Source organism: Mycoplana sp. MJR14, from assembly GCF_029210525.1.
Classification (GTDB): Bacteria; Pseudomonadota; Alphaproteobacteria; order Rhizobiales; family Rhizobiaceae; genus Mycoplana.
The window spans coordinates 135,115-160,973 of record NZ_JARGEO010000006.1 but is presented as its reverse complement, the minus strand read 5'-3'; the positions used below and the strand labels follow the sequence as shown (position 1 = coordinate 160,973).

Genomic DNA, 25,859 nt, shown 5'->3' with positions numbered 1-25,859 from the left:
AGGGTTTGCCGGAGGCTCCAACTTCTGAGACAGTGGAGCCGATATGAGAAAGACAACGAACAAATTCTCACTGGAAGTCCGCGCCCGAGCAGTGCGGATGGTTTTGGATCACCAAGGCGAAAATTCCTCGCGATGGGCAGCGGAGTTGACGCAGCGTTGCAAGCGGCTATAAGCGCAACTCGGAAAACGAAATAGTTGCAAAGTGCGTAGCAACTGGCTTTTTCCGCACTGGATATCATGGGTGAAGCCGCTTTGATATAAATTAGATGGAAGAGTGTCCGAGTGGTTTAAGGAACCGGTCTTGAAAACCGGCGTGCGGGAAACCGTACCGTGGGTTCGAATCCCACCTCTTCCGCCAATGCCTTTGATTTTATTTGATATTTCCTGACAGTCATCGACCTGCGCCCTGAACCGCGCGCGGATGGAGGGGTGGACCTCGCCATCTGCCTTGGCTTGGCATCCTCCCGGCGATCGTCTTGCCATTTGCCGTTAGTGGCACTCGTCCCGATAGAATGCGATGCTGCTGATCTTTCCGATCGGAGGGATGGCGGTCATGGAACAGACGCATGCGGCCGAACTGGCGAAAGAGTATCTCCGCCTCGGTGGACGACGGCTCTCGAAGGTGGATGACAATCATGTCACCACCCGCATCTGGGAGCGCGAGACGCCCGAAGCAGAGGCCTTCTGGGCGAAGAACATCGAACCACTGGACGAACGTCATCAGCGGGAAGTGATCACGCTGTTGCCTTCCATCAGCGAAGTCTAGGGCAGGGGTGTTGTCTCACCCATTTGGGTTAGAGCTTTCGCTGCAGTTTCAGAGTGGTTCCTCAAACGGTCGCAGATGTTCGCGAGCCGTTCGAAATGCTTTAGCTGTTTATAAGGAACAAAAATGTTCCCGTCGCCTCGCAGGTTCGCCGGCGAGGGCGCGGCGAATGCCGGGCGCCGCCGGGTGCAGCGTCGCCAAATTCGTCCGGGATGACGAAGGGGTCGGAGCACGCGCGATAAAGAGAACCGGCTCTGCGATGCAGTGTTCGTCCTGACCGCCCGACAGCATGGCTGCCGTGACTTTCACGGAAGAGCGAGGAAGGCTGTCTGGCTCGGCCAGCGGTTGCCGGAAGGGGGAACCAGGTGAGCGCGGCGTTCTGCCGACCCGGCGGGATGTCGGACAGTTCGGGGAAACCCCTGCCTGGAGGGCAGGGGTCTTGCGATGTTCTCGTCAGTTGACCGAGGTCAGCGTCATCGAGGTGCCGGTGGCGGCGATGTTGAGGCCGATCTGACCGGTCAGGCTGACGGTCTGCAGGTGGATGGAGCCGGACGTGCCGCCGACGAGAATGTTGGCGCCGACGCCGGCGCCCACCGTCGCCTCGGCCGTGGCGCCCTGGTAGATGCCGCCGAGCGAGCCTTCGTGATAGCCCGCGGTGGGGGCCAGCACCGCCCAGACGAGGCGGCCCTGCGTGGTGAAGCCCAGGTCGACGCCGAGTTTGCGGATCTCGCCCTGGTAGTGGTCGACCGGCTCGATCCCCATCGTCGTGACGAAGGCGCAGTCGACTTCCTTGGCCGAGCCCAGCACGTAGCCGGCGCCGCCGCCGATCCTGCAATCCAGGTAGCCGATGCGCACGCCGTCGCGCGCGTCCGATCGGGGGGCGACCGGCGCCGCCGGTACGACCACCGTGTCGGCGGCGCGGACGGCCGTCAGGCCGGATGCGGCAAGCGAAGCGGTCATCACTGCGATGGCAAAAGCCTTTTTCATAAATTTTCTCCTGTTTCGGCCGCGCCCTGCGGCGCGCCTTGCTTATCGAGGTCACTCAATCGGCGATCAGGAACGCCTGGCCGCGATCGAGGTTCCACAACGGCGAATCCGTCGTCCGCTGGCGTCGGCCTTCATTGAGGCAATTCAACGGCATAGGCAGCCAGCGCGGCCGCGATCAACAATCCTTGATCCGCCCCGAGCGGACAGACAACGGCATGTAGCGGATCGCCGGTCAGACCGTTTCGCAAGTGCATCGGGTGGTCATGGACGGCTCAGGCAATTGTGCGGGAAGTAGAGGCAGTCCACCGCGCGCAATGCGTGCAGAATTATACATTCATTAACCATGCGGAAATTTAGTTCTTCTGTGGCGCCGTTTCAGCGCCGGCGGAAACGTAATTTCGCCATTTTGACGTCATGATTAATATATTGTTTTGAGCAGGGCGCTATCGAGGGGGCGATCGCAGGACAGGCGATCGCAAGCGGATAGCCTCCGAAACAGATGCGGCGTGGGACACATGAATTTCGGTAACTTCTCGGCGGGAGCGCGCACCTATTTCCGTCTCGTCGCCATTCCGGTGGTGTGCGCCGGCCTGGCGGCCTGCAACACCACGGGCGAGACGGCGAGAAAGGCGGGACGGAGCAAGGAGTATTTTGCCGAGTCCGAATACGGCGTGAAGGCGAGCCCGCGGGTCGTCCGCGAAGGGCAGGCGGTGCCCAAGGGTGGCGGACGCTACCAGGTCGGCCAGCCCTACCAGGTCCGCGGCAAGTGGTACAAGCCGAAGGAAGACCCCGGCTACGACAAGGTCGGTCTCGCCTCATGGTACGGCTCCGCCTTCCATGGCCGCTATACGGCCAATGGCGAGGTCTACGACAAGTACCATCTCTCCGCCGCCCATCCGACCTTCCCGCTGCCGAGCTATGCCCGCGTCACCAACCTGGAGAACGGCACCTCGGTCATCGTGCGGGTGAACGATCGCGGCCCCTATTCGGAGGGCCGGATCATCGACCTGTCCTCCAAGACCGCCGAAATGCTCGACGTGAAGGGCAAGGGAACGGCCAAGGTCCGCGTCCAGTATGTCGGCAAGGCGCCGCTCGACGGCCACGACATGCCCTACCTGATGGCGTCCTACGTGCCGAAGGGCTCGCGCGTGCCCGCCGCCGATCCGGGCGGCCAGATCGCAACCGGCGTGATGGTCGCCTCGGCCGCGCCGATGGCCGAGAGCCTGCCGGCGGCGATCCCGACCTTCGCCGAACGGGAGAGCGACGTCGGCTCCGGGGCCGGCTCGGCGATGACGGCGCTCGCGGCGCCGGCGCCGGAAAGCCCTGCGCTGACGGCCATCGGCGCGTTCGCACTGTTGCCCGAAATCGGGCCGATCCCGCGCGAACGGCCGGATTTCGTACCGGTGCCGGGTGACGGTGCCAGCTACGCCGCGGCCTACGCGGAGCCTGGGGCGGACATCGGTTCGATCGAAGCGTTCGATGCGGTGCTGCGGCAGGACGGCTCGCTGCTGGTGCTCTCCGGCGCGACCGACACCCCGGAAGACAACGGGTAAAACGCTTCGCGAGCGCCTTGCCGAACGCATGGATGTGTAGGACTTTAGGACAATTGCCGGAGTCCCCATGTCCTTCCGATCGCTCGCCATTCTCCTCCTCTCGCTGGTCCTGGGTTCGCCCGCCGGCGCCCAGACGCCCGATGCCTTCGACAGCAAGGCCAAGCAGGTCTACCTGGTCGATTCCGGCACGGGGACGGTGCTGTTTGCCCGCAAGGAAACCGAGCCGGTCACCGCGGCGTCGCTCGCCAAGGCGATGACCCTTGCCGTGGCGTTCAAGGCGCTGAAGGCGGGGGAGGTGAGCCTGCAGACGAGCTATCCCGTTTCGGAACATGCCTGGCGGACCGGCGGGGCGCCGTCGCGCACGGCGACGATGTTTGCCGCGCTGAAGTCTGAGGTTCCGGTCGAGAGCCTGATCCGGGGTGTCGCGGTCCAGGCCGCCAACGATGCCTGCATCATTCTCGCCGAAGGCATGGCCGGATCGGAGGCCGCCTTCGCCGCACGGATGAACGCGGAGGCCCAGGCGCTCGGACTTTCACAGTCGCGTTTCGCCAATGCCACCGGCCTGCCGGACCCCGGCAACAAGACCAGCATGCGCGATCTCGTCGGGCTGGCGCGCCACCTGCGGGAGACGTACCCGGAGTATTACCGGTACTATGCCGAGCCGGAATTCGAGTGGAACAGGATCAAGCAGCGAAACCGCAACCCGCTGGTCGGAATGAACATCGGCGTCGACGGGCTGATGTTCGGCTTTGCGGAGGACAGCGGCTACGGCCTGCTCGCGTCCGTCGAGCGCGAGGGGCGGCGGCTCTATCTCGCGATGAGCGGGCTTGCGAACGAGAAGGAACGGATCGACGAAGCACGGCGGATGATCGACTGGGGCATGACCGCCTTCGGCTCGAAGAGGCTCTTCAAGGCCGGCGACACGATCGCGGAAGCGAGCGTCTACGGCGGCAGCGTCCACAAGGTCGCGCTGGTGACGCCCGCCGATGTCGAGGTGCTGCTGCCGGTCGACAACAAGGAGCGGCTGTCGGCGCGCGTCGTCTATGGCTGGCCGCTGCAGGCGCCGATCGTGCCGGGCCAGCAGGTCGGCGTGTTGCGGATCTGGAACGGCGATCAGTTCCTCCGCGAAGTGCCGCTCCAGACGGCCGGAGCGGTCGAGGTCGGCACGCTTTCCAGCCGCGCGCTCGACGCGCTCCAGGAACTGCTGTTCTTCTGGCTCTGATGCCGCCGGCCGCCGCCTTTCAGAGGATCGCGCGACGACGGGGTGCGAAGTCGGCCCAGGCCCCGTATTGGTGCGCAAATGAATTTTCGGTTTTCACCGATATGCGCTAGTACTGAGCCGAATCGGCCCGAAAGGGCAGGGCAAACGCCGGTACGCCGGATTGGAAAAGGTCGGGTTGGTCGGGTTGGCCGGATTGTTCATCACGTTCGAGGGCGGCGAAGGGGCCGGGAAGTCGACCCAGATCCGGCTGCTGGCGCAGGCGCTGCAGGAACGCGGGCAGGACGTGCTGATGACGCGCGAGCCGGGCGGTTCGGCCGGCGCGGAGGCCGTGCGCCACGTCATCCTGTCCGGGGCGGCGGAGCATTTCGGCACGCGGATGGAGGCGCTTCTCTTCGCCGCCGCCCGCAGTGATCACGTCGAGGAACTGATCCGCCCGGCGCTCGCCGCGGGCAGGGTCGTGCTGTGCGACCGATTCGTCGATTCGTCCCGCGTCTACCAGGGGATCACCGGCAATCTCGAGCCGGATTTCATCGAGCGACTGCAGCAGGTTGCCGTCAACGGCGTCATGCCGGATTGCACGCTGATCCTCGATCTGCCGGCCTCAGTCGGCCTCGAGCGGGCGCGCCAGCGACAGGGCAGCACCTCGGAGGGCGAGCCGGACCGGTTCGAGAAGGAGGAACTGCAGACGCACGAGAAGCGGCGCGAGGCCTTTCTGGACCTCGCCGAGCGCGAGCCGCTGCGCTGCCGCGTCATCGATGCCACGCAGCCCAGGGACGCGATCGCCCGCCAGATCCTCTCCATCGTCGAACCGCTGCTGCCGATCGCGCGGCGCAGCCGCCTGGCCCATCCGGAGGATGCGACGTGAGCACCGAGCAGCCCGGCCTGCTCGACGGCGCGGTCGCCCCGTCGGAGCAGACGCGCCTCTTCGGCCATGCGGCGGCGGAGGCTTTCCTTGCGCAGTCCTACCGGTCGGGCAAGGGCCACCATGCCATCCTGATCGAGGGACCCGAAGGCATCGGCAAGGCGACGCTCGCCTTCCGCTTCGCCCATCACATCCTGTCGCATCCCGATCCGCAGACCGCACCGGAGACGATGGCCGATCCCGACCCGGCCTCGCCGCTCGGGCGCCAGATCGCGTCCGGCGCCTCCCACAATCTCCTGCATCTCAGCCGGCCCGTCGACGAGAAGACGGGCAAGATGCGCCAGGCGATCACGATCGACGAGGTACGCCGCGCCGGCAAGTTCTTCGCCCAGACCTCGGGCACGGGCAACTGGCGCATCGTCATCGTCGACCCGGCGGACGACCTGAACCGGAATGCGGCCAATGCGATCCTCAAGATCCTCGAGGAGCCGCCCAGGAACGCGATGTTCCTGGTGCTGACCCACGCGCCGGGCAAGCTCCTGCCGACGATCCGCTCGCGATGCCTGCCGCTGAGCCTCGCCCCGCTTTCCGAGCCGGATCTTTCGAAGGCGCTCGGCAGCCTCGGCGTTTCCCTGCCGGCGGCGCAGGCGGAGCGGCTGCTGCAGGCGGCGGGCGGGAGCGTGGCCACGGCGCTGAAGCTGATCAACTACGGCGGCTTCGACATCCTGGAGGCCTTCCACGCCATCGTCGCGCAGGCCGGCGAGGCGCCGCGCAAGGATGTGCACAAGCTCGCCGACGTCCTGGCGGCCAAGGACAGCGACACGCTCTACGACTTCTTCTGCGGGCAGGTGAGCGATCACGTCGTGGCGTCCGCCCGGGCGGCGGCGCTGGTCGGCGACATCGCGGCCGCCGAACGCCTGGCGCGGCTTTCGTCCGCGCTTGCGGAAAAGATCGGCATTGCCGCCGGCTACAACCTCGACCGCAAGCAGACCGTCATCGAGATCCTCGACGCCGTGGCGACGCAGGGCGGCCGCTGAAGCTGAGGGTCCGTCGCCGGTCTCCCGGCGGCCCCCTCAGGCGAAGACGAGCTTGGTGCCGACCAGGGCGAGGGTGATGGCCAGCATCGCGCTGACGAGCCGGTCGGGCATGCGCGGCGAAAGATGGCTTCCGATCACGATCCCGGGGATCGAGCCGACCAGCAGCGTCACGAGCATGCTCCAGTCGACCTCGCCGATGACCCAGTAGCCCATGCCGGCGGCGAGGGTGAGGGGGACCGCATGCACGATATCGGAGCCGACGATCTCGCGGACGTGCAGGCTCGGGTAGAGCGCCAGCAGCACGGTGACGCCGAGGGCGCCGGCGCCGACCGACGTCAGCGTCACGAGGACGCCAAGGGTCAGGCCCAGGACGATCGTCATGGTCGCGACGGTCGAGGGCTGCACGGGCCGGCGGTCGCGCATCAGATGGCGGATCTTCTCGATGATGCGGCGGCGGAAGATCAGCAGCACCGCCGTCAGGATCAGCATGTAGCCGAGCGCGATGGTGATCGTCGCGACCGCGGTGATGTCGTGGCGGTCGATGCCGGAGACGAACCACAGCGTGACCGCTGCGGCCGGCAGGCTGCCGGCGGCAAGCCGCGCCACGACCTTCCAGTCGATCGTCTTGTTGCGGCCGTGGACCAGCGTGCCGGCGCTCTTGGTGACCGCGGCGTAGAGAAGGTCGGTTCCGACCGCGGTGACCGGATGGACGCCGAAGAGAAGGACGAGAAGGGGCGTCATCAGCGATCCGCCGCCGACCCCGGTTACGCCGACGAGCATGCCGACGAAAAAGCCCGAGACGGAGTACAGGGGATTGAACGTGCTGAAGAAGTCCAAACAGCGTTTCCTTCGGTTTTCGTACCGAACACCTTGATCGTCGGTATCGAAACCTTACGAAACGGGTCAGTTGGGCGGCATGGTTACTGGCGGGTCGAAAAGCTGTCAAGCAAGGACGGGCCTGCGATCGCGGCAGGGCTGACGCGCAAACTTGCTGTTTCCCTTCAAGGACGCATGCGCTAATAGCTGCCACGATCACAGGAATAGACAGGCCAGGCCTCGCCCATGACAGACACGTCGCCCTTCTACATCACCACGGCAATCTCCTATCCGAACGGCAAGCCGCATATCGGCCATGCCTACGAGCTGATCGCGACCGATGCCGTGGCCCGCTACCAGAGGCTGGACGGACGCGACGTGTTCTTCCTGACCGGCACCGACGAGCACGGCCAGAAGATGCAGCAGACGGCGCGCAGGGAAGGCATCACCGCCCAAGAGCTCGCCGACCGCAACACGGCGGAATTCCAGAAGATGGCCGTGCTGTTGAACGCCTCCAACGACGATTTCATCCGCACCACCGAAGAGCGGCACCACGAGGCCAGCCGGGTGATCTGGAACCGCATGGCTGATGCGGGCGACATCTACAAGGACAGCTATTCCGGCTGGTACTCTGTGCGCGACGAGGCCTACTACCAGGAGAACGAGACGGAGCTGCGCGACGACGGCGTGCGCTACGGGCCGCAGGGCACGCCGGTCGAGTGGGTGGAGGAGGAGAGCTACTTCTTCCGCCTGTCCAACTACCAGGACAAGCTGCTGGCGCTCTACGAGGCGCAGCCCGACTTCGTCGGCCCCTCGGAGCGTCGCAACGAGGTCGTCTCCTTCGTCAAGTCCGGGCTGAAGGACCTGTCGGTCTCGCGCACCACGTTCGACTGGGGCATCAAGGTGCCGAACGATCCGGCGCACGTCATGTATGTCTGGGTCGATGCGCTGACCAACTACATCACTGCGACCGGCTACCTGACGGACCCTGAGGGGCCGCGCGCGAAGTACTGGCCTGCCGACATCCACATGATCGGCAAGGACATCATCCGCTTTCACGCCGTCTACTGGCCGGCCTTCCTGATGTCGGCCGGGCTGCCGCTGCCCAGGCGCGTCTTCGCGCACGGCTTCCTGCTCAACAAGGGCGAGAAGATGTCGAAGTCGCTTGGCAACGTCGTCGACCCGACCAATCTCGTCGAGCATTTCGGCCTCGACCAGATCCGCTACTTCCTGCTGCGCGAGGTCTCCTTCGGCCAGGACGGCAGCTACAGCGAGGAGGGGATCGCCACCCGCATCAATTCCGACCTCGCCAACGGCATCGGCAACCTCGCCAGCCGCTCGCTGTCGATGATCGTCAAGAACTGCGACGGCAAGATCCCCGCCTGCGGGCCCCTGACGGAGGCTGACCGGACGATGCTCGCCTCCGCAGACGCGCTGCACGCGATCACCCGCGAGGAGATGGGCAAGCTGATGATCCACCGGGCGCTGTCGGCGATCATCGCCGTCGTCTCGGAGGCCGATCGCTATTTCGCTGGCGAGGCGCCCTGGGCGCTGAAGAAGACCGATCCGGAACGGATGGGGACCGTGCTCTACGTCACCGCCGAGGTGGTCCGCCAGATCGCGATCCTGCTGCAGCCGTTCATGCCGGCGTCCGCCGCCAAGCTGCTCGATCTCGTCGCCGCACCGCAGGACGGGCGCAATTTCGCAGCCCTCGGCGAGGCCGGCCGGCTCAAAAGCGGCACCCCGCTCGAGCCGCCGACACCGGTGTTCCCGCGCTACGTCGCGCCGGAAGCCTGACAGAAACTGGATGCCGACATGCTGATCGATACGCATTGCCATCTGGATTTCCCCGATTTCGAGGCGGAGCGCGATGCGATCGTGGCGCGTGCGCATGCGGCTGGCGTCGCCCAGATGGTGACGATCTCGACACGGGTGAAGAAATTTCCGCAAATCCTTGCGATTGCGGAGAAATACCCGAGCGTGTTCTGCTCGGTCGGCACCCATCCGCACAATGCCGACGAGGAACTCGACGTCACGGTCGACGACCTGGTTCGCCTGTCCGGGCATCCGCGGGTGGTCGCGATCGGCGAGGCGGGGCTCGACTATTTCTACGACAACGCCCCGCACGAGGCGCAGGCACAGGGCCTGCGCAACCACATCGCCGCAGCCCGCATCACCGGCCTGCCGCTCGTCATCCACAGCCGCTCGGCCGACGAGGACATGGCGGCGATCCTGTCCGAGGAGACGGGGAAGGGGGCCTTCCCCTTCCTGCTCCACTGCTTTTCCTCAGGCGCCGAACTTGCCCGCATCGGCGTGGAGCTCGGCGGCTACGTGTCGTTCTCGGGCATCCTGACCTTCCCGAAGTCGGAGGACCTGCGCCAGATCGCAAGGACGGTGCCGACCGAGCGCATGCTGGTCGAAACCGACGCACCGTATCTCGCGCCGAAGCCGTTCCGGGGAAAGCGCAACGAGCCGGCCTATGTCGCCCACACGGCCGCGGTGCTGGCCGAGACGCTGGGAATGAGCGAGGCCGAGATCGCCGCCATCACCACCCAGAATGCATTGCGCATCTTCTCCAAGATGCCGAGGCTCTGAAATGGCGAGCTTCCGGCGGCGCTTCACCATCCTCGGCTGCGGTTCCTCGCCGGGAACGCCGCGGATCACCGGGGACTGGGGTGCATGCGACCCGGAAAACCCGAAGAACCGACGCACGCGTGCCGCCCTTCTCGTCGAGCAGATCGGGCCCGAGGGGACGACGACCGTCGTCGTCGACACCGGCCCGGATTTCCGTGAGCAGATGATCGCGGCGAAGGTCTCCCATATCGATGCGGTGCTCTACACCCATCCCCATGCCGACCACATCCACGGCATCGACGACATCCGCGGCTTCGTCATCCGTGGCGGACAGGTGCCGATCTGGGCGGACCCGCCGACGATGGCGCGCATCCGCGAGGGCTTTTCCTATTGCCTCGAGACGCCGGAGGGCGGCTTCTATCCGCCGATCGTCCGCGCCAACCTGATCGAGCCGGCCGACCGGCCGGTGGTGATCGGCGGAGCAGGGGGCGACATCAGCTTCCAGCCGCTGATGCAGGTGCACGGAGCGATCCATTCGCTCGGTTTCAGGATCGGCGGCTTCGCCTATTGCACCGACGTCAGCGATTTTCCCGAAGAGACCGTGGCCCGCCTTGCGGGGCTCGATTTCCTGGTGATCGACGCGCTGCAGTATCGCCCGCATGTCAGCCACCTGTCGCTCGGCCAAGCGCTCGACTGGATCGAGCGGCTGAAGCCGCAGCGCGCCGCGCTGACACACATGCACGTGCCGCTCGACTACGCGGTGGTGATGCGGGAGACGCCGGAAAATGTGGAGCCGGCTTATGACCAGATGGTGATCGAACTCGACGTCACCGGCGAGGTGAGGGCGCCGGCTTAGGCCACCCCGAATGGGCGGCCGCCGGTTGCTTGCGCCGGCTGCCTGCGCGGGCCCAAAGTCGGCGGCTGGTCATTCAATATTATGCATATCAAATATTGCATATAACGATCCGTGGCCATGGTCGCCGTTCAGGCGCGACTTCCACAGAGTTGCGCATATCATTGATATGCAATAGGTTATTCGAAGTACGGCGTGAGGTTCTTGCGGATCCGCTCCAGCACCGTAGTGCCCGAGAGGTCCGGCACGAAGGTCTGGCCGGTGATCGTCTCGTAGGCCTGGATATAGACCCTGGAGGTCTGCTCGATGAGCTCGGCCGGGATCGCTGGGATCGGATCCTTGTAGGGATCGCAGCGCTCGGTGACCCAGGCGCGGACGAAATCCTTGTCGAAGCTCTGCGGCCGCGTGCCGGCGGCAAACGCCGCCTCATAGCTGTCGGCGATCCAGTAGCGGCTGCTGTCCGGCGTGTGGATCTCGTCGGCAAGCACGATCCTGCCGTCCTTGTCGGTGCCGAACTCGTACTTGGTGTCGACGAGGATCAGGCCGCGCTCGGCGGCGCGCGCCTGGCCGCGGGCGAAGAGCGACAGCGCATAGGCCGAGACCGTCTCCCATTGCTCGGCCGAAAGCAGTCCCTTGGCCAGGATCTCGTCGCCGGAGAGCGGCTCGTCATGGCCGCCGTCGAAGGCCTTGCTGGTCGGCGTGATGATCGGCTGCGGCAGCTTCTCGTTGTCGCGCAGGCCGTCCGGCAGGCGGATGCCGTACATCTCGCGTTCGCCGTTTCTGTACTTGGTCAGGACCGAGGTGCTGGTGGTGCCGGCCAGATAGCCGCGGACGACGACCTCGACCGGCAGGATGTCGAGCCGCGTGCCGACGACGACGTTCGGATCCGGATAGGCCAGCACATGGTTCGGGCAGATGTCGGCGGTTTCCTCGAACCAGTAGCGCGCCGTCTGCGTCAGGACCTGGCCCTTGAACGGGATCGACGTCAGGATGATGTCGAAGGCGCTGAGGCGATCGGTGGCGATGATGATGCGGCTGCCGTCGGCAAGATCGTAGTTCTCGCGAACCTTGCCCTTGTAGCGGCCCGGCAGTTCGGGAATGAAGGCATCTGAAAGTACGCGCAGTTCGCTCATCGGCCGGGCCTCGCATGCAGGAGTGATGACAGGGCTAAAGCAGGCGCGGACCGGAAGGTCAAGGCAAAGGGGGCGCGCCGGCCGCCGATAGCGAAAATCCACATCCAATAGTTCCATAATCTATCTTATGCGATGTTTAGGTGTAGCCGCAAAGTTGGAATGTCCTGATCGTGCAAAGTTGGAATGTCACTCTCCCCGGGTTTGCTCCCTGCCTTGCCTCGCTGATGCGTCGGCCCTGGACATCGCTCGGCCTTCCGTTCCGGGCACTCGACAGGATAGCATGTCGCAGCGAGCGGGAGGCATCATGGCGGGCGACGGGCGGTATTGGCTGCGGAAGGACGATTCGGAGGCTTCCCGAGCGAGCTTTCCCGAACTCTTTTTCGATCTCGTCTTCGTCTTCGCGCTGATCCAGCTGTCGGAGACGCTTGCGAAGGACTTCACCTTCGGCATCGCGAGCGAGACCCTCCTTTTCATCTTCGCGCTCTGGTGGGTGTGGATCCATACGACGTGGGTCACCAACCTGCTCGATTCCGAGATCGTGCCGGTCCGGCTGTTCCTGTTCGCGCTGATGTTCCTCGGGATCATCCTTGCGATCGCGCTGCCTAAGGCGTTTTCGGACATGGGGCTCGTCTTCGCGCTCGCCTATTGCGCGATGCAGCTCTCCCGGTCGCTCTTTGCGCTCTACGCGTTCCGCAGCGGCGATCGCGCGGCGTTCATGACGTTCCTGCGGATCACGGGCTGGCTGGTGGTCTCCGGTTCGCTGTGGATTGCAGGCGGCCAGTCGGAGCCGCATCTGCGCATCCTCTTCTGGGTGGCCGCGCTCGCGGTCGAGTATACCGGTCCCGTCCTGCGCTACTGGCTGCCGTCGATCGGCGCTTCACCGCCCGAGACCCTCGATGTCGATGGCGAACACCTGGCCGAACGATGCGCGCTGTTCGTCATCATCGCGCTCGGCGAGACCATCCTGACGACGGGAAAGAACGCCTCGTCGCATCTCGAGAATGCCGCGACGATGCCGGTTCTCGTCCTCGCCTTCGTCACCACCGTCCTGATGTGGTGGCTTTATTTCCATCACGGGCAGGAGAAGGCGGCGGAGAAGGCCGAACGGACGAGCAGGCCTCAGGAGACCGCCCAGCATCTCTTCACCTACTGCCATCTGCCGATCATTGCCGGCATCATCCTGACCGCCGTCGGCGAGGATTTCAGCCTCTCCCACCCGTACGAGAGCGGGGCCGGCAGCAGTGCCGTGGCGCTGCTCGGCGGCCCTGCCCTCTATCTCGCCGGCCTCGGCTGGATGCGGGCCGCCTCGTCGCGCATCGTCCCCTACGCGCATGTCGCCGGCATCGCCCTGCTCTGCGCTGCCTACCTGTTCGTCTCGAACACCACCAATTTTCTCATCCAGCTGACCGCGGCGGCCATTCTCCTCGGCGTCGCCATCGGCGAGGCCGCGGCGGTGAAATGGCACGGTCCCCGCCGCTCCCGATCCTGACGCCGGCCGCCGATCGCCTTGATCGGAAGGCGTGGCGCGCAGCCCGGTTGGCTCCTTGAAAGAAAATGCGATTTCCTCTCTGGCGCTTCCGCCCGCTTCGCGTCATCCTGCTCGACGGAGAGAGTTGCGATGCTGGCAGAGGGAGGAATGCCGATGCGCTGCTTTGCCGTGGTCGGCCCGTCGCAGACGGGCAAATCGACGCTTGTGGAGAAACTGGGCGCGCTCGCGGGCGGCGCGAAGAAGAGCGCCTCGCCATCCGGACTGAACCTCTGCACCTTCGACTACGGCGGCGAATCCTGGTGCGCGCTCGACACGCCCGGCTCGGTCGAGGCCATCGCCCATGCGCAGAACGCGCTTCTGACCAGCGACGCCTGCATCCTGTGCGTTTCGCCGGCGCCGGAAGAAGCGGTGCTGGCTGCCCCCTACCTGCGTGTGATCGAGGCGTCGGGGACCCCCTGCATCATCTTCGTCAACCGGATCGACGAACCGCGCGGGCGCATCCGCGACGTGATCGCAGCACTCCAGGACTATGCCCGCCACACGCTCGTGCTGCGGCAGGTCCCCATCCGCGAGGGCGAAGCGATCGTCGGCAGCGTCGACCTGATCTCCGAACGCGCCTGGCGCTACCGCGAGGGCCAGCCCTCCAATCTCGTCGCCCTGCCTCAGGACGTCGCCGAGCGCGAACAGGAGGCGCGCACCGAGCTGCTCGAGCATCTTTCGGAGTTCGACGACTGGCTGCTGGAGGAACTGATAGAGGATCGCGAGCCGGACGGCGCTGCTCTCTATTCCATCGCCACGCGGATCCTGAAGGAAAACCGCATCACCCCCGTCTTCATCGGCTCGGCCGGTCACGGCAACGGCATGCAGCGGCTGATGAAGGCGCTCCGCCACGAGGCGCCGCCGGTCGATGCCCTGCGCGACCGGCTGGCAGCAGCAGCCGGAGCCGACATTGCCGCCGTGAGCTTCCACGCCTTCCACCGCGCGAATATCGGCAAGACGGTGCTGGGGCGCGCGCTCGGTGAGATCAAGCAGGCCGCGGCCCTCGGCGAAGGCGGGCTCGGCACGCTGCAGGATCCGATTTCGTCCCGCCCGATCGCCAACGGCCCGCTCGCGTCGGGCGAGGTCTTTGCCTCGGTCAAGTCGGACCGCCTGCCGGTCCCTGCCCTGCTTGCGGTCGGCACGGCCTTCCCGCCACCGGACTGGACGGCACCGCCTTCGCCCATGCTCGAGCGGATCCTCATCCCAAGCAACGAGCGCGACGAGACCAAGCTCTCTTCGGCGCTGGCCAAGATCGCCGAGACCGACCGCGGGCTGCGCCTGTCGCAGGAGGAAGGCACCGGCGCCTACCTCATCAGCATCCAGGGCCCGCTGCACCTGCGCGAGGTGACAAGGACGCTCGCCGACGTCTTCCATATCGTTGTGGAGGACCAGCCGCCGAGCCCGGTCTATAGGGAGACCGTGTCGCGGCCCTCCGAGGTCCACTATCGCCACCGCAAGCAGACGGGCGGCGCCGGCCAGTTCGCCGACGTCAAGCTCAGCGTCCATCCGAACGGCCGCGGCGACGGCTTCTCCTTTGCCGAGGTCGTCAAGGGCGGCGCGGTGCCGCGGAACTTCATCCCGGCGGTCGAGGCCGGCGCCCGCGAGGCGATGGACAAGGGCCCGCTCGGCTTCGGCGTCATCGACGTCGGCGTGACGCTCACGGATGGCCAGCACCATACCGTCGACAGCTCGGAGTACGCCTTCCGGACCGCCGCCAAGATGGGGGCGAGGCAGGCCATGGCGCAGGCGGCACCGGTCCTGATGCAGCCGATCGCCCGCGTCGAGATCCACATTCCCTCCGTCTATACCGGCGGGCTGGTCCAGATCGTCTCGGCGCTGAAGGGCCAGGTGCTGGGGTTCGATCGCGACGAGGCCGCCAAGGGCTGGGACACCTTCCGCGCCCTCGTTCCGGCCAGCATGCTGGAGGACCTCGCCCGCTCGCTGCGCTCGGCCACGCAGGGCATCGGCTACTTCTCGAAGGCCTTCGATCATTTCGAGGAAGTCTACGGCAAGGAGGCGGATGCGATTGTCACGGCGCACGGACAGCAGGCGGCGCACGGGCAATGATCCGGCGCGGCCGATGCCGGCAGGCTTGCGGTGCGTCCCGATGCCGGAGCGGATCGCAATGGGCCGTTCCCCCCGGACCGGCCGATTGCTCACCTTTCACATCGAATTTCCGTCACATAGCGTTGAATACTTTCGGCTAAGGGTCGTTGCCCCCTTGCCTCTCCTCAAATCGTTCCGCTGCCCGGATGACCGCCTCTTTCCAATCCCGGCATCTGCGCTAACATGATCCGGTCGACGGGATCGCGCGCCATGAGGATCGTCACAGCAGCCGTCTTTCTCTGCATGCTTCTCTTGCCGCCACTGGCCCGGCCGGCGATGGCAGAGGATGCCGTCCAGACCGCTCAGGCCGTGATCACGGCGCAGATCGAAGCCTTCCTGGCCGATGACGCCGCGGCTGCCTATGCCTTCGCCTCGCCGACGATCCGGCAGAAGTTTCCGGACGAGACGTCCTTCTTCGAGATGGTCAAGCGCGGTTATGCGCCGGTCTATCGCCCCGGCAATTTCGGCTTCGGCCGCGCCAGGGTCTCGGGCGATACCGTCCTGCAGGAGGTGCTGGTCAGGGGGACCGACGGCAAGGACTGGACCGCCGTCTACCAGGTCGTCCGGCAGCCCGACGGCAGCTACAAGATCAACGGCGTCCACATGATGCGCTCCGCTGCCGGATCGGACATCTGAACCGGCCTTGGTGCTTCATGTTTCACTTTATCAGAATGTGATAACGTTCAGAAAAGGCCGGACCTTCCGCAATGCCTGGCACTAGGCGCCCTTCTTCGCTTCCGCCTCGCCGCGGGCCCAGCCTTCCTGCGTTTCGGCCATGAACTCGGCATAGCGGCCCTGCTCGATGGCCGCGCGAATGCCCGCCATCAGGTCCTGGTAGTAGGCCAGGTTGCCCCAGGTCAGGAGCATGCCGCCGAGCGATTCGTTGGACCGCACGAGGTGATGCAGGTAGGCGCGCGAGTAGTCGCGCGATGCCGGGCAGGACGATTGTTCGTCCAGCGGCCGCATGTCTTCGGCGTGGCGGGCGTTGCGGATGTTGATGCGGCCGTTCCGGGTGAAGGCCAGCCCGTGGCGGCCGGAGCGGGTCGGCATGACGCAGTCGAACATGTCGATGCCGTGCGCCACCGATTTCAGGATATCGTCCGGCGTGCCGACGCCCATCAGGTAGCGCGGCTTCTCGAACGGCAGATGCGGGCATGTCGTGTCGATCATGTCGAGCATGACGGCCTGCGGCTCGCCGACGGCCAGTCCGCCGATCGCATAGCCCTTCAGGTCGAGGCCGGACAGCGCCTGCGCCGAGCGCTCGCGCAGGCTGGCGATATCGCCGCCCTGGACGATGCCGAACATGGCCTTGCCCGGCTGGTCGCCGAAGGCCGCCTTGCAGCGCTCGGCCCAGCGATAGGACATCTCCATCGCCCGCTCGATCTCCTTCGGCTCGGCTGGCAGCCGCACGCATTCGTCGAGCTGCATCTGGATGTCGCTGTCGAGCAGGCCCTGGATCTCGATCGAGCGTTCCGGCGACATGTGGTGCAGGGAACCGTCGACATGGCTCTTGAAGGTGACGCCCTGCTCGTCGAGCTTGCGCAGGCCGGAGAGCGACATCACCTGGAAACCGCCGGAATCGGTCAGGATCGGATGGGGCCAGCGGATCAGGCCGTGCAATCCGCCGAGACGGGAGACCCGCTCGGCGCCGGGGCGCAGCATCAGGTGATAGGTATTGCCGAGAATGATGTCGGCGCCGAGGTCGCGCACCTGGTCGAGATACATCGCCTTGACCGTGCCCACCGTGCCGACCGGCATGAAGGCGGGCGTGCGGATCGTGCCGCGCGGCATCGACACCTCGCCGCGCCGGGCCTTGCCGTCGGTCGCAAGCAGCTTGAATTCGAAGCGTTCGGTCATGGTCTCTTCCGGAAAAGCAGGCTGGCGTCGCCATAGGAATAGAAGCGGTAGCCGGTCTCGATCGCGTGCGCATAGGCTGCCCGCATCGTCTTCAGACCGGCGAAGGCCGAAACGAGCATGAACAGCGTCGACTTCGGCAGGTGGAAATTGGTCATCAGCACGTCGGCGGTGCGGAAGCGATAGCCGGGCGTGATGAAGATGCCGGTGGCGCCCGACCACGGCGCGATCGTGCCGTCGTCCTGCGCCGCACTCTCCAGCAGCCGCAGCGACGTCGTGCCGACGCAGATGATCCGGCCGCCCCTTGCCCGCACTGCGTTCAGCGCATCGGCCGTCTGCTTCGAGACGTAGCCGATCTCCTGATGCATGACGTGGTCGTCGGTATCGTCCGCCTTGACCGGCAGGAAGGTCCCCGCCCCCACATGCAGGGTGACGAAGTGGCGCTCGATGCCGTCCGCGTCGATCTTCTCAAAGAGGTCGGGCGTGAAATGCAGTCCGGCCGTCGGTGCCGCGACCGCCCCCTCCTCGCGGGCATAGATCGTCTGGTAGTCGCGGCGGTCGGCCTCGTCGTCGTCCCGCTTGGAGGCGATATAGGGCGGCAGCGGAATGTGGCCGACGCCGGCGATCGCCTCGTCGAGGGAGGGGCCGGACAGGTCGAAGCGCAGCGTCACCTCGCCACCCTCGCCCTTCTCCTCGACCGTCGCGTCGAGCGAGCCGAGCAGGCAGACGTTGCCGCCGTGGCCGAAGGCGATGCGGTCGCCGACCTTGATGCGCTTGCCGGGCCTGGCGAAGGCTTTCCAGCGGTCGCCGGCGATGCGCATGTGCAGCGTCGCCGAAACCTGCTGGCCGCCCGCCCCTTCGCGGTGGCGGATGCCTTCGAGCTGCGCCGGGATCACGCGGGTGTCGTTGAACACCAGCGCGTCGCCGGGCCGCAGGAACGCCGGCAGGTCGCCCACATGGCGGTCCTCGAAGGGGTTGTCCTCGTCCGGGCGGACGACGAGCAGCCTCGCCGCCTCGCGCGGGGTCACCGGGCGTAGGGCGATCCGCTCCTCGGGGAGCTCGAAATCGAACAGGTCAATGCGCATCGGACTGGACGGTCTTGGGGTTCGGACGTGCCGATAAACCATTTCGGCAGAAAAGGGAAACCTGCCCCGGCGCCTGGACGCAACGGAGCGGGTTTCCGGAGACGGGATCGATCAGGCGTCGGCTGCGACCTTCATCGAGACGATCGTGTCGGGGTCCTTCACGGGCTCGCCGCGCTTGATCTTGTCGATGTTGTCCATGCCCTCGATGACCTGGCCCCAGACCGAATACTGCTTGTTCAGCCAGGGGGCATCGGTGAAGCAGATGAAGAACTGCGAGTTGGCCGAGTTCGGCATCTGGCTGCGGGCCATCGAGCAGGTGCCGCGGACATGGCTAACGTTGGAGAATTCGGCCTTCAGGTCCGGCTTCTCGGAACCGCCCATGCCGGCGCGGCCGGGATTGAAGTCCTTGCCGCCGGTCTTGCCGTACTGGACGTCGCCGGTCTGGGCCATGAAGTCCTCGATGACGCGGTGGAAGACGACGCCGTCATAGGCGCCCTCGCGCGTCAGTTCCTTGATGCGGGCGACGTGGCCGGGGGCTACGTCGGGCATGAGCTGGATGACGACCTTGCCCTTCGAGGTCTCCATGATGATGGTGTTTTCCGGATCCTTGATCTCGGCCATGGTCTTTCTCCTTGTTTCTCAGGCTTATTTTCCGACGGTGACCTTGATCATCCGGTCGGGGTCGGTGACGGAACCGTTGTTGGCCTCGTCGCCGCGCTTGATCTTGTCGACGTTCTCCATGCCCTCGACCACCTGGCCGACGACCGTGTACTGGCCGTTCAGGAAGTCGCCCGGCCCAAACATGATGAAGAACTGCGAATTGGCGGAATCGGGATTCTGCGCCCTGGCCATGCCGACCGTGCCGCGCTGGAACGGCACGTCGGAGAACTCCGCCGGCAGATCCGGCTCGGAGGAGCCGCCGGTGCCGGCGGCACTCGGGTTGAAGCCGTTTTCCATGTCGCCGTACTGGACGTCGCCGGTCTGGGCCATGAAACCATTGATGACGCGGTGGAAGGCGACGTTGTCGTATTCGCCCTTCTCGGCCAGCGCCTTGATCCGCTCGACGTGCTTCGGCGCGACATCCGGGCGCAACTCGATGACGACCGGACCATCCTTGAGCTGGATCGTCAGATATTCCTTCGCCTGGGCCCCGGCGCTGCTGCTGGCGCCGGCAAGAAGGAGAGCGCCGGCAAGGGCGTACTTGAAGAGTTTCATGGTCACTCCGTTTTGTTGAAGGGATCAGGCGCGTCTGCGGGCCTTCAACGCCGCATCGACGGCCCTGGGGACGAAGGCGCTGACGTCACCGCCCATCCCCGCGATCTGACGGACCAATGTGGCGGTTATGGGTCGCGATGCAACCCCCGCAGGCAGGAAAACCGTCTGGACGTCGGGCGCCATCTGCTGGTTCATGCCCGCCATCTGCATCTCGTAGTCAAGGTCGGTGCCGTCGCGCAGTCCGCGGATCAGAAGGCGCGCCCCATGCGTGCGGGCCGCGTCGACCACCAGCCGGTCGAACGAGACGACGGTGACGTCGCCGGCGCGCGAAGGCATCGCCTCGCCGACCGACTGCCGGATCAGCTCGGCGCGCTCGTCGAAGGAAAACAGCGGGGTCTTGCCGGGGTGGATGCCGATCGCGACGATGACCTTCGGCGCGATGTTCAGCGCCTGGACCAGCACGTCGAGGTGCCCGTTGGTGATCGGGTCGAAGGACCCCGGATAGAAGGCGACGGCCATGGCGTTTTCCCGTTTGCCGCGTTGTGTCACGGGGCCGCGCATTAGGCAAGCCGGAAGCAGGGATGAGACCGACGTCACCGCGGCATGTCCCCGGCAAATCTGTGGTCCCCTCGACACCAACCCCGGTTACGCGCCGTTGTCGGCGGGAACAAATCTCGAAGCCGTCGCGTTTTGCCGGCAAGTTGAACACGGGAAAGCATTTCCGACCCGGAGAAGGAAAAGCACCATGGCACTCGCAGTCCTCTGCATGACGATGTTCGTCATTCTGACCACCGCCAGCATGCGCGCCACGCGCCGCGAGGCGCGCGACGGCGCCATGCCGGACAGCCCGCGCGCCCGGCAGGAGGCCTGGTGATGACGGCCCTGATGATGTTCTTCGCCATCCTGATCAGCTCGATCTTCACCATCGACTTCTCGCGGACCATCCAGGCGCTGCGCCAGGAACGGATCGCGATCAAGGCGATGCGACGGAAAGCAGGCGGCTTCGACGTGTAACGCGCAGGGCCGGACCGGACCGAAGGCAACACCGGAATCCGTCCCTGCGGCACATCCCCTTGCCGCCGTCCTCGCAGGCGCTCCTTCCCCTCGAGCGACCTGCATGAAGAAGGGCCGACGCTGATGCGTCGGCCCTTCTCTGTTGTTCGCAGACTTTTCAAGGCAGGCGGTGACCGATCCTATTCGGTCGCCTCGCCCTCTGCCGGCGGGGCGGTCCCCTCACTGGGTTCTGCCCCCTCGTCGCCATTGCCCTCGCCGTTGCCGTCGATCTCGTCTTCGCCGTCCGGCTCGCTGATGCGCTCGACGGAGACGACCTTCTCGTCCTTGGCGGTCGAGAAGATGGTGACGCCCTTCGTCGCGCGGCTGGCGATGCGGATGCCGTTGACCGGCACGCGGATCAGCTGCCCGCCGTCCGAAACCAGCATCAGCTGGTCGCCGTCGTCGACGGGGAAGGCTGCGACGAGCTCGCCGATCTCGGCGGTCTTGGCCGTGTCGGTGGCACGGATACCCTTGCCGCCGCGGCCGGAGGTGCGGAAGTCGTAGGAGGAGGACCGCTTGCCGAAGCCCTTCTCCGAGACCGTCAGCACGAACTGTTCGCGTGCCTTCAGTTCCTCGTAGCGCTCGTCGGAAAGCTGCCCCTCCTCGGTGACCTCCTCGCCCACCAGCGCGATCTCCTCGACCTCGCCGCCGGCGGCGCGGCGCTCGGCTGCGGACCGTTTCAGGTAGGCCGCGCGTTCCCAGGGCTCCGCGTCCACGTGGCTGACGATCGTCATCGAGATGATGCGGTCGCCCTGCCCCATCGAGATGCCGCGCACGCCGACCGAGTTGCGGCCGGCAAAGACGCGGACGTCGTCGACCGGGAAGCGGATGCACTGGCCCAGCGCCGTCGTCAGGAGCACGTCGTCCTGGTCGGTGCAGGTCTCCACCGAGAGGATCTCGTCGCCCTCGTCCTCGAGCTTCATCGCGATCTTGCCGTTGCGGTTGACCTGGACGAAGTCCGAAAGCTTGTTGCGCCGGACCGTGCCGCGCGTGGTGGAGAACATCACGTCGAGGTTCTCCCAGGTGCTCTCGTCCTCGGGCAGCGGCATGATCGTGGTGATCCGCTCGCCGGGCTCGATCGGCAGCATGTTGATCAGCGCCTTGCCCTTCGACTGCGGCGTGCCGATCGGCAGGCGCCAGACCTTCTCCTTGTAGACGATGCCGCGCGAGGAGAAGAACAGCACCGGCGTGTGCGTGTTGGCCACGAACAGGCGCGTGACGAAATCCTCGTCGCGCGTCGCCATGCCCGAGCGGCCCTTGCCGCCGCGGCGCTGGGCACGGTAGGTCGCAAGCGGCACTCGCTTGACGTAGCCGGCATGCGAGACGGTGACGACCATGTCCTCGCGGGCGATCAGGTCCTCGTCGTCCATGTCCGGGCCGAAGTCGGCGATCTCGGTGCGGCGCGGCGTGCCGAACTCGTCGCGGATCGCGATCATCTCGTCCTTGACGATCGCCTGGATGCGCAGGCGCGAGCCGAGGATGTCGAGATAGTCGCGGATCTCCTCGCCGATCTTGTTCAGTTCCTCGTCGATCTCGTCGCGGCCGAGCGCGGTGAGGCGGGCCAGACGCAGTTCGAGGATGGCGCGCGCCTGCTCTTCGGAGAGGTTGTAGGTCCCGTCTTCGTTGATGCGGTGGCGCGGGTCGTCGATCAGGCGGATCAGCGCGTCGACGTCCTTGGCCGGCCAGCGGCGCTCCATCAGCTGCTCGCGCGCGGTCTGCGGGTCGGGCGCGCGGCGGATGAGGCCGATCACCTCGTCGATGTTGGCAACCGCGATGGCAAGACCCACCAGCACATGCGCCCGCTCGCGCGCCTTGCGCAGCAGGTACTTGGTGCGGCGGGAGACGACCTCCTCGCGGAAGGCGACGAAGGCGCGCAGCATGTCGAGCAGCGACAGCTGTTCCGGCTTGCCGCCGTTCAGCGCCACCATGTTGCAGCCGAAGGAGGTCTGCAGCGGCGTGTAGCGATAGAGCTGGTTCAGGATCACGTCGGCATTGGCGTCGCGCTTCAGCTCGATCACGACGCGGTAGCCCTCGCGGTCGGATTCGTCGCGCAGGTCGGAGATGCCCTCGATGCGCTTCTCGCGCACCAGCTCGGCCATCTTCTCGATCATCGTCGCCTTGTTCACCTGGTAGGGGATCTCGGTGATGATGATCTGCTCGCGGTCGCCGCGCATCGGTTCGACGCGGGCGACGCCGCGCATGATGACCGAGCCGCGGCCGGTCTCATAGGCCTGGCGGATGCCGGCGCGACCGAGGATCATGGCGCCGGTCGGGAAATCCGGACCCGGGATGATCTGCATCAGCTCCGGCAGCTCGATCGCCGGATTGTCGATCAGCGCGACACAGCCGTTGATCACTTCGGACAGATTGTGCGGCGGGATGTTCGTCGCCATGCCGACGGCGATGCCGCCCGCACCGTTGACGAGCAGGTTCGGGAACTTCGCCGGCAGCACCGTCGGCTCCTGCAGGGTGCCGTCGTAGTTGTCGCGGAAGTTGACCGTTTCCTTGTCGAGGTCGTCCAGCAGCGAATGCGCGGCCTTCTGCAGGCGGCACTCGGTGTAGCGCTGGGCGGCCGGCGGGTCGCCGTCGATGGAGCCGAAATTGCCCTGGCCGTCGATCAGCGGCAGCCGCAGCGACCAGTCCTGCGCCAGGCGCGCCAGCGCGTCATAGATCGCGGCATCGCCGTGCGGGTGATACTTACCCATCACGTCGCCGGTCACGCGCGCGCACTTGACGTACTTCTTGTTCCAGTCGATCCCCATCTCGCCCATGCTGAAGAGGATGCGCCGGTGGACCGGCTTCATGCCGTCGCGCACATCGGGCAGCGCGCGGCTCACGATCACGCTCATCGCGTAGTCGAGATAGGACCGCTGCATTTCCTCGATGATGGAGATCGGCTCAATGCCGGGAGGGTTCTTGCCGCCGGGAGTGGTTTGCTCTGTCAATGTCTGTCACGATCTTTGTTCGGAATCAGTCGCGGAATTTATAGCCTAACGGCTTGAACTGCGCCAATTTTGCGGGAGGTTTTGAACAGCCTTTTGCCAGAAATCCGCCAATTGCCGCAATTTGATGGCGCCTGTGGACTGCGTCTGCCACCCGCCCTTCCCTTCCCCACGGCAATCCCCTAACAATGGCGCGAAAACGCGTCGCAAGAACGCAGTCAAACGGCACGGGGGATGGCCGGATGTACGATTGGAATCTGGTCGTCCACGCGGTGGCGACGCTGCTGGTGACGCTCGATCCGCCGGGACTCGCGCCGATCTTTCTCGGCCTGACGGTCGGCATGAACCGCTCCGAGCGGACGCAGGTCGCCCTGCGCGGCTCCATCATCGCCTTCGCCATCCTTGCGACCTTCGCGCTGTTCGGCGCCGGCGTGCTCGGCCTGCTCGGGATTTCGATCGCCGCCTTCCGCATCGCCGGCGGCCTGCTCCTGTTCTTCATCGCCTTCGAAATGGTGTTCGAGCGTCGGCAGGAGCGCAAGGAGAAGACCTCGGAGGTGGCGATCACCAAGGATCACATCCGCAACATCGCCGTCTTCCCGCTGGCGCTGCCGCTGATCGCCGGTCCCGGCGCGATCTCCGCGACGATCCTTCTCGCCGGATCGATGTCGTCGCCGATCGGGCGGACGGCGCTGATCGCCGTGATCGCGCTCTCGGTCGCCGCCGTCTTCGTGACCCTCTACATCGCCGAGCGGATCGACCGCTATCTCGGCGTCACCGGACGGGCGATCCTGACCCGGCTGCTGGGCGTCATCCTTGCAGCCCTTGCCGTGCAGTTCGTCGTCGACGGCACCCGCGCGGCCTTCGTCATCTGACAGGTGCCCCTTCCAGGGGAGCCTGCGACCGCCGTAGCGTCTCGCAGCCGTTACCCGAGCAGCGCCGGCTTGTCCCCGCCATAGGCCCAGTCGAGAAGCTCGATCGTGTGCAGGATGGGCACGTCCGTTCCCGTCGCGATCTGGGTGATGCAGCCGATGTTGCCGGTGGCGATAACGTCGGGCTTCGTGGCCTCGAGGTTCTTCACCTTGCGCGCCTTCAGCTTCGCGGAAATCTCCGGCTGCAGGATGTTGTAGGTGCCGGCGGAGCCGCAGCAGAGATGACCCTCGGCGGGGTCGCGGACGGTGAAGCCGGCGGTCTTCAGGAGCGTCTTCGGCAGCATGGTGATCTTCTGGCCGTGCTGCATCGAACAGGCGGAATGATAAGTGACGGTGACCCGCTTCATCTCCTGCTGCGGCAGGTCGAGGGTCGCGAGATATTCCGTGACATCCTTGGCCAGCGCCGAAACCCTTGCCGCCTTGTCCGCATAGGCCGGATCGAGGCGCAGCATGAAGCCGTAGTCCTTGATGGTCGTGCCGCAGCCGGAGGCGGTGATGATGACGGCGTCGAGCCCGCCGTTCTCGATCTCGCGCAGCCAGACGTCGACGTTGCGGCGGGCGGCCTCCAGCGCCTGCTCCTCGCGACCCATGTGATGGACCAGCGAGCCGCAGCAGACCTCGCCGGCCGGCGCCACCACCTCGACGCCGAGGCGGGTCAGGAGCCTGATCGTCGCCTCGTTGATCTCCGGCTTCAGCACCGGCTGGGCGCAGCCGGTCAGGATCGCGACGCGCCCCCGCCTTGTGCCGGCCGCCGGATGCGTGGCCGGGCGGGCGGCCGCTGACGGTTTCGGCACGCGGCGCGGCGCGAGGTCCAGCATGGCGCCCAGGGGCTCGAGCCCCCTCATCCGCCTCAGGAGGCCCGAAAACGGCCGGCCGAGGGCGGCCGCGTGCAGCGCCAGCCGGAAACGGCCGGGATGGGGCAGGACGGCGGCGAGCAGGTTGCGGAACAGCCGCTCGCGGAACGGCCGGCGGTAGGTGTTCTCGATGTGCATGCGCGCATGGTCGACGAGGTGCATGTAGTCGACGCCGGACGGACAGGTGGTGGTGCAGGCGAGGCATGAGAGGCAGCGGTCGATGTGAGTGACCACCTGCTCGTCGGCCGGGCGGCCGTTCTCCAGCATGTCCTTGATCAGGTAGATCCGCCCGCGCGGGCTGTCGAGCTCGTTGCCGAGGGTGACATAGGTCGGACAGGTGGCCGTGCAGAAACCGCAGTGGACGCATTTGCGCAGGATCTTCTCCGACGTCGCCACATGCGGATCGGAGAGCTGTTCGGCGGTGAAATTGGTCTGCATCAGGCCGAACCCTCTGTCTGTGTCATGCTGCGGCAACGGGTCGGGCACGGCCTGG

24 protein-coding genes and 1 tRNA gene are annotated in these 25,859 nt (G+C 66.0%); 15 read left to right on the top strand and 10 right to left on the bottom strand.

The window, feature by feature from the left end:
- Positions 1-268: 268 nt before the first annotated feature.
- Positions 269-358, top strand: a tRNA-Ser gene (locus P0086_RS16000).
- Between the two features lie 195 nt (positions 359-553).
- Positions 554-766: a hypothetical protein gene (locus P0086_RS15995; RefSeq protein WP_112611063.1), complete on the top strand. Its 213-nt coding sequence runs from the start codon at positions 554-556 to the stop codon at positions 764-766.
- A gap of 450 nt (positions 767-1,216) precedes the next feature.
- On the opposite strand, the gene P0086_RS15990 is transcribed toward P0086_RS15995, so the two are convergent.
- Positions 1,217-1,750, bottom strand: coding sequence for a DUF992 domain-containing protein (locus tag P0086_RS15990; RefSeq protein WP_275787299.1), 534 nt, complete (start codon positions 1,748-1,750; stop codon positions 1,217-1,219).
- A gap of 515 nt (positions 1,751-2,265) precedes the next feature.
- On the opposite strand from P0086_RS15990, the gene P0086_RS15985 reads away from it, so the two are divergent.
- From P0086_RS15985 to P0086_RS15970, 4 genes are all read left to right on the top strand, one after another.
- The gene (locus P0086_RS15985; protein ID WP_275787297.1) at positions 2,266-3,303 is read left to right on the top strand and encodes a septal ring lytic transglycosylase RlpA family protein; all 1,038 of its coding nucleotides are present in this window, start codon (positions 2,266-2,268) and stop codon (positions 3,301-3,303) included.
- Between the two features lie 67 nt (positions 3,304-3,370).
- Positions 3,371-4,525: a D-alanyl-D-alanine carboxypeptidase family protein gene (locus tag P0086_RS15980; protein ID WP_275787294.1), complete on the top strand. Its 1,155-nt coding sequence runs from the start codon at positions 3,371-3,373 to the stop codon at positions 4,523-4,525.
- Positions 4,526-4,700: 175 nt separating this feature from the next.
- A complete protein-coding gene (gene tmk, locus P0086_RS15975; protein WP_275787292.1) occupies positions 4,701-5,390 on the top strand; it encodes a dTMP kinase in 690 nt (229 codons plus the stop codon).
- Entirely contained in the window at positions 5,387-6,424 is a 1,038-nt protein-coding gene (locus P0086_RS15970; RefSeq protein WP_275787290.1) for a DNA polymerase III subunit delta', read from the top strand. Before tmk ends, P0086_RS15970 begins: the two co-directional genes overlap by 4 nt.
- A gap of 36 nt (positions 6,425-6,460) precedes the next feature.
- Here the strand turns inward: P0086_RS15970 and P0086_RS15965 are convergent, their stop codons facing one another.
- Positions 6,461-7,261, bottom strand: a complete 801-nt coding sequence (locus tag P0086_RS15965; protein ID WP_275787288.1) for a sulfite exporter TauE/SafE family protein — start codon at positions 7,259-7,261, stop codon at positions 6,461-6,463.
- A 225-nt stretch (positions 7,262-7,486) separates the two neighbouring features.
- On the opposite strand from P0086_RS15965, the gene metG reads away from it, so the two are divergent.
- Genes metG through P0086_RS15950 form a run of 3 tightly spaced genes read left to right on the top strand, consistent with a single transcriptional unit; the run spans position 7,487 to position 10,670 of the window.
- Entirely contained in the window at positions 7,487-9,037 is a 1,551-nt protein-coding gene (metG, locus tag P0086_RS15960; RefSeq protein ID WP_275787285.1) for a methionine--tRNA ligase, read from the top strand.
- An 18-nt stretch (positions 9,038-9,055) separates the two neighbouring features.
- Positions 9,056-9,835 (top strand): TatD family hydrolase, encoded by a 780-nt coding sequence (locus P0086_RS15955; protein ID WP_275787282.1) that lies wholly within the window; start codon positions 9,056-9,058, stop codon positions 9,833-9,835.
- A gap of 1 nt (position 9,836) precedes the next feature.
- Positions 9,837-10,670 carry an MBL fold metallo-hydrolase gene (locus P0086_RS15950; RefSeq protein WP_275787279.1) on the top strand — a complete coding sequence of 278 codons (834 nt, stop codon included), beginning with the start codon at positions 9,837-9,839 and terminating at the stop codon, positions 10,668-10,670.
- Positions 10,671-10,846: 176 nt separating this feature from the next.
- Here the strand turns inward: P0086_RS15950 and P0086_RS15945 are convergent, their stop codons facing one another.
- Complete coding sequence (locus tag P0086_RS15945; RefSeq protein WP_148192352.1) at positions 10,847-11,791, bottom strand: phosphoribosylaminoimidazolesuccinocarboxamide synthase; 945 nt, start codon at positions 11,789-11,791, stop codon at positions 10,847-10,849.
- 313 nt (positions 11,792-12,104) lie between these two features.
- On the opposite strand from P0086_RS15945, the gene P0086_RS15940 reads away from it, so the two are divergent.
- The 3 genes from P0086_RS15940 (at position 12,105) to P0086_RS15930 (ending at position 16,070) form a co-directional block, all read left to right on the top strand.
- A complete protein-coding gene (locus tag P0086_RS15940; protein ID WP_275787276.1) occupies positions 12,105-13,289 on the top strand; it encodes a low temperature requirement protein A in 1,185 nt (394 codons plus the stop codon).
- A 153-nt stretch (positions 13,290-13,442) separates the two neighbouring features.
- Positions 13,443-15,395, top strand: a complete 1,953-nt coding sequence (locus P0086_RS15935; protein WP_148178925.1) for an elongation factor G — start codon at positions 13,443-13,445, stop codon at positions 15,393-15,395.
- Positions 15,396-15,644: 249 nt separating this feature from the next.
- On the top strand, positions 15,645-16,070 hold the full coding sequence (locus tag P0086_RS15930; RefSeq protein WP_275787274.1) for a DUF4864 domain-containing protein: 426 nt from the start codon (positions 15,645-15,647) through the stop codon (positions 16,068-16,070).
- A gap of 81 nt (positions 16,071-16,151) precedes the next feature.
- Here P0086_RS15930 and tgt read toward each other — a convergent pair whose 3' ends face one another.
- From tgt to coaD, 5 genes are all read right to left on the bottom strand, one after another.
- Positions 16,152-17,291, bottom strand: a complete 1,140-nt coding sequence (gene tgt / locus P0086_RS15925) for a tRNA guanosine(34) transglycosylase Tgt (protein WP_275787271.1) — start codon at positions 17,289-17,291, stop codon at positions 16,152-16,154.
- Positions 17,288-18,373, bottom strand: coding sequence for a tRNA preQ1(34) S-adenosylmethionine ribosyltransferase-isomerase QueA (gene queA / locus P0086_RS15920; protein WP_275787270.1), 1,086 nt, complete (start codon positions 18,371-18,373; stop codon positions 17,288-17,290). Before queA ends, tgt begins: the two co-directional genes overlap by 4 nt.
- Positions 18,374-18,484: 111 nt before the next feature.
- Complete coding sequence (locus tag P0086_RS15915; protein ID WP_112599932.1) at positions 18,485-18,994, bottom strand: peptidylprolyl isomerase; 510 nt, start codon at positions 18,992-18,994, stop codon at positions 18,485-18,487.
- A 24-nt stretch (positions 18,995-19,018) separates the two neighbouring features.
- Complete coding sequence (locus P0086_RS15910) at positions 19,019-19,588, bottom strand: peptidylprolyl isomerase (protein WP_275787267.1); 570 nt, start codon at positions 19,586-19,588, stop codon at positions 19,019-19,021.
- Positions 19,589-19,612: 24 nt separating this feature from the next.
- A complete protein-coding gene (gene coaD, locus P0086_RS15905) occupies positions 19,613-20,107 on the bottom strand; it encodes a pantetheine-phosphate adenylyltransferase (protein WP_112612392.1) in 495 nt (164 codons plus the stop codon).
- A gap of 226 nt (positions 20,108-20,333) precedes the next feature.
- Here coaD and P0086_RS15900 point away from each other — a divergent pair, with 226 nt between their 5' ends.
- Together P0086_RS15900 and P0086_RS15895 are read left to right on the top strand one after the other, a co-directional pair.
- On the top strand, positions 20,334-20,462 hold the full coding sequence (locus P0086_RS15900; protein WP_275787265.1) for a hypothetical protein: 129 nt from the start codon (positions 20,334-20,336) through the stop codon (positions 20,460-20,462).
- Positions 20,462-20,602: a hypothetical protein gene (locus tag P0086_RS15895; protein ID WP_275787264.1), complete on the top strand. Its 141-nt coding sequence runs from the start codon at positions 20,462-20,464 to the stop codon at positions 20,600-20,602. The genes P0086_RS15900 and P0086_RS15895 overlap by 1 nt, the downstream gene beginning before the upstream one ends.
- Before the next feature lie 179 nt (positions 20,603-20,781).
- Here P0086_RS15895 and gyrA read toward each other — a convergent pair whose 3' ends face one another.
- Positions 20,782-23,586 (bottom strand): DNA gyrase subunit A, encoded by a 2,805-nt coding sequence (gene gyrA / locus P0086_RS15890; RefSeq protein WP_275787262.1) that lies wholly within the window; start codon positions 23,584-23,586, stop codon positions 20,782-20,784.
- Positions 23,587-23,825: 239 nt separating this feature from the next.
- Here gyrA and P0086_RS15885 point away from each other — a divergent pair, with 239 nt between their 5' ends.
- Positions 23,826-24,455: a MarC family protein gene (locus tag P0086_RS15885; RefSeq protein WP_112599936.1), complete on the top strand. Its 630-nt coding sequence runs from the start codon at positions 23,826-23,828 to the stop codon at positions 24,453-24,455.
- Positions 24,456-24,505: 50 nt separating this feature from the next.
- Here P0086_RS15885 and glcF read toward each other — a convergent pair whose 3' ends face one another.
- Entirely contained in the window at positions 24,506-25,804 is a 1,299-nt protein-coding gene (glcF, locus tag P0086_RS15880) for a glycolate oxidase subunit GlcF (RefSeq protein ID WP_275787260.1), read from the bottom strand.
- Positions 25,805-25,859 lie beyond the last annotated feature (55 nt).

Coding starts and splice junctions, on each gene's coding strand:
- P0086_RS15995 (WP_112611063.1), top strand. CDS start 554: ATGGAACAGACGCATGCGGCCGAACTGGCGAAAGAGTATCTCCGCCTC.
- P0086_RS15990 (WP_275787299.1), bottom strand. CDS start 1,750: ATGAAAAAGGCTTTTGCCATCGCAGTGATGACCGCTTCGCTTGCCGCA.
- P0086_RS15985 (WP_275787297.1), top strand. CDS start 2,266: ATGAATTTCGGTAACTTCTCGGCGGGAGCGCGCACCTATTTCCGTCTC.
- P0086_RS15980 (WP_275787294.1), top strand. CDS start 3,371: ATGTCCTTCCGATCGCTCGCCATTCTCCTCCTCTCGCTGGTCCTGGGT.
- metG (WP_275787285.1), top strand. CDS start 7,487: ATGACAGACACGTCGCCCTTCTACATCACCACGGCAATCTCCTATCCG.
- P0086_RS15955 (WP_275787282.1), top strand. CDS start 9,056: ATGCTGATCGATACGCATTGCCATCTGGATTTCCCCGATTTCGAGGCG.
- P0086_RS15950 (WP_275787279.1), top strand. CDS start 9,837: ATGGCGAGCTTCCGGCGGCGCTTCACCATCCTCGGCTGCGGTTCCTCG.
- P0086_RS15940 (WP_275787276.1), top strand. CDS start 12,105: ATGGCGGGCGACGGGCGGTATTGGCTGCGGAAGGACGATTCGGAGGCT.
- P0086_RS15935 (WP_148178925.1), top strand. CDS start 13,443: ATGCGCTGCTTTGCCGTGGTCGGCCCGTCGCAGACGGGCAAATCGACG.
- P0086_RS15930 (WP_275787274.1), top strand. CDS start 15,645: ATGAGGATCGTCACAGCAGCCGTCTTTCTCTGCATGCTTCTCTTGCCG.
- tgt (WP_275787271.1), bottom strand. CDS start 17,291: ATGACCGAACGCTTCGAATTCAAGCTGCTTGCGACCGACGGCAAGGCC.
- queA (WP_275787270.1), bottom strand. CDS start 18,373: ATGCGCATTGACCTGTTCGATTTCGAGCTCCCCGAGGAGCGGATCGCC.
- P0086_RS15915 (WP_112599932.1), bottom strand. CDS start 18,994: ATGGCCGAGATCAAGGATCCGGAAAACACCATCATCATGGAGACCTCG.
- P0086_RS15910 (WP_275787267.1), bottom strand. CDS start 19,588: ATGAAACTCTTCAAGTACGCCCTTGCCGGCGCTCTCCTTCTTGCCGGC.
- coaD (WP_112612392.1), bottom strand. CDS start 20,107: ATGGCCGTCGCCTTCTATCCGGGGTCCTTCGACCCGATCACCAACGGG.
- P0086_RS15900 (WP_275787265.1), top strand. CDS start 20,334: ATGGCACTCGCAGTCCTCTGCATGACGATGTTCGTCATTCTGACCACC.
- P0086_RS15895 (WP_275787264.1), top strand. CDS start 20,462: ATGACGGCCCTGATGATGTTCTTCGCCATCCTGATCAGCTCGATCTTC.
- P0086_RS15885 (WP_112599936.1), top strand. CDS start 23,826: ATGTACGATTGGAATCTGGTCGTCCACGCGGTGGCGACGCTGCTGGTG.
- glcF (WP_275787260.1), bottom strand. CDS start 25,804: ATGCAGACCAATTTCACCGCCGAACAGCTCTCCGATCCGCATGTGGCG.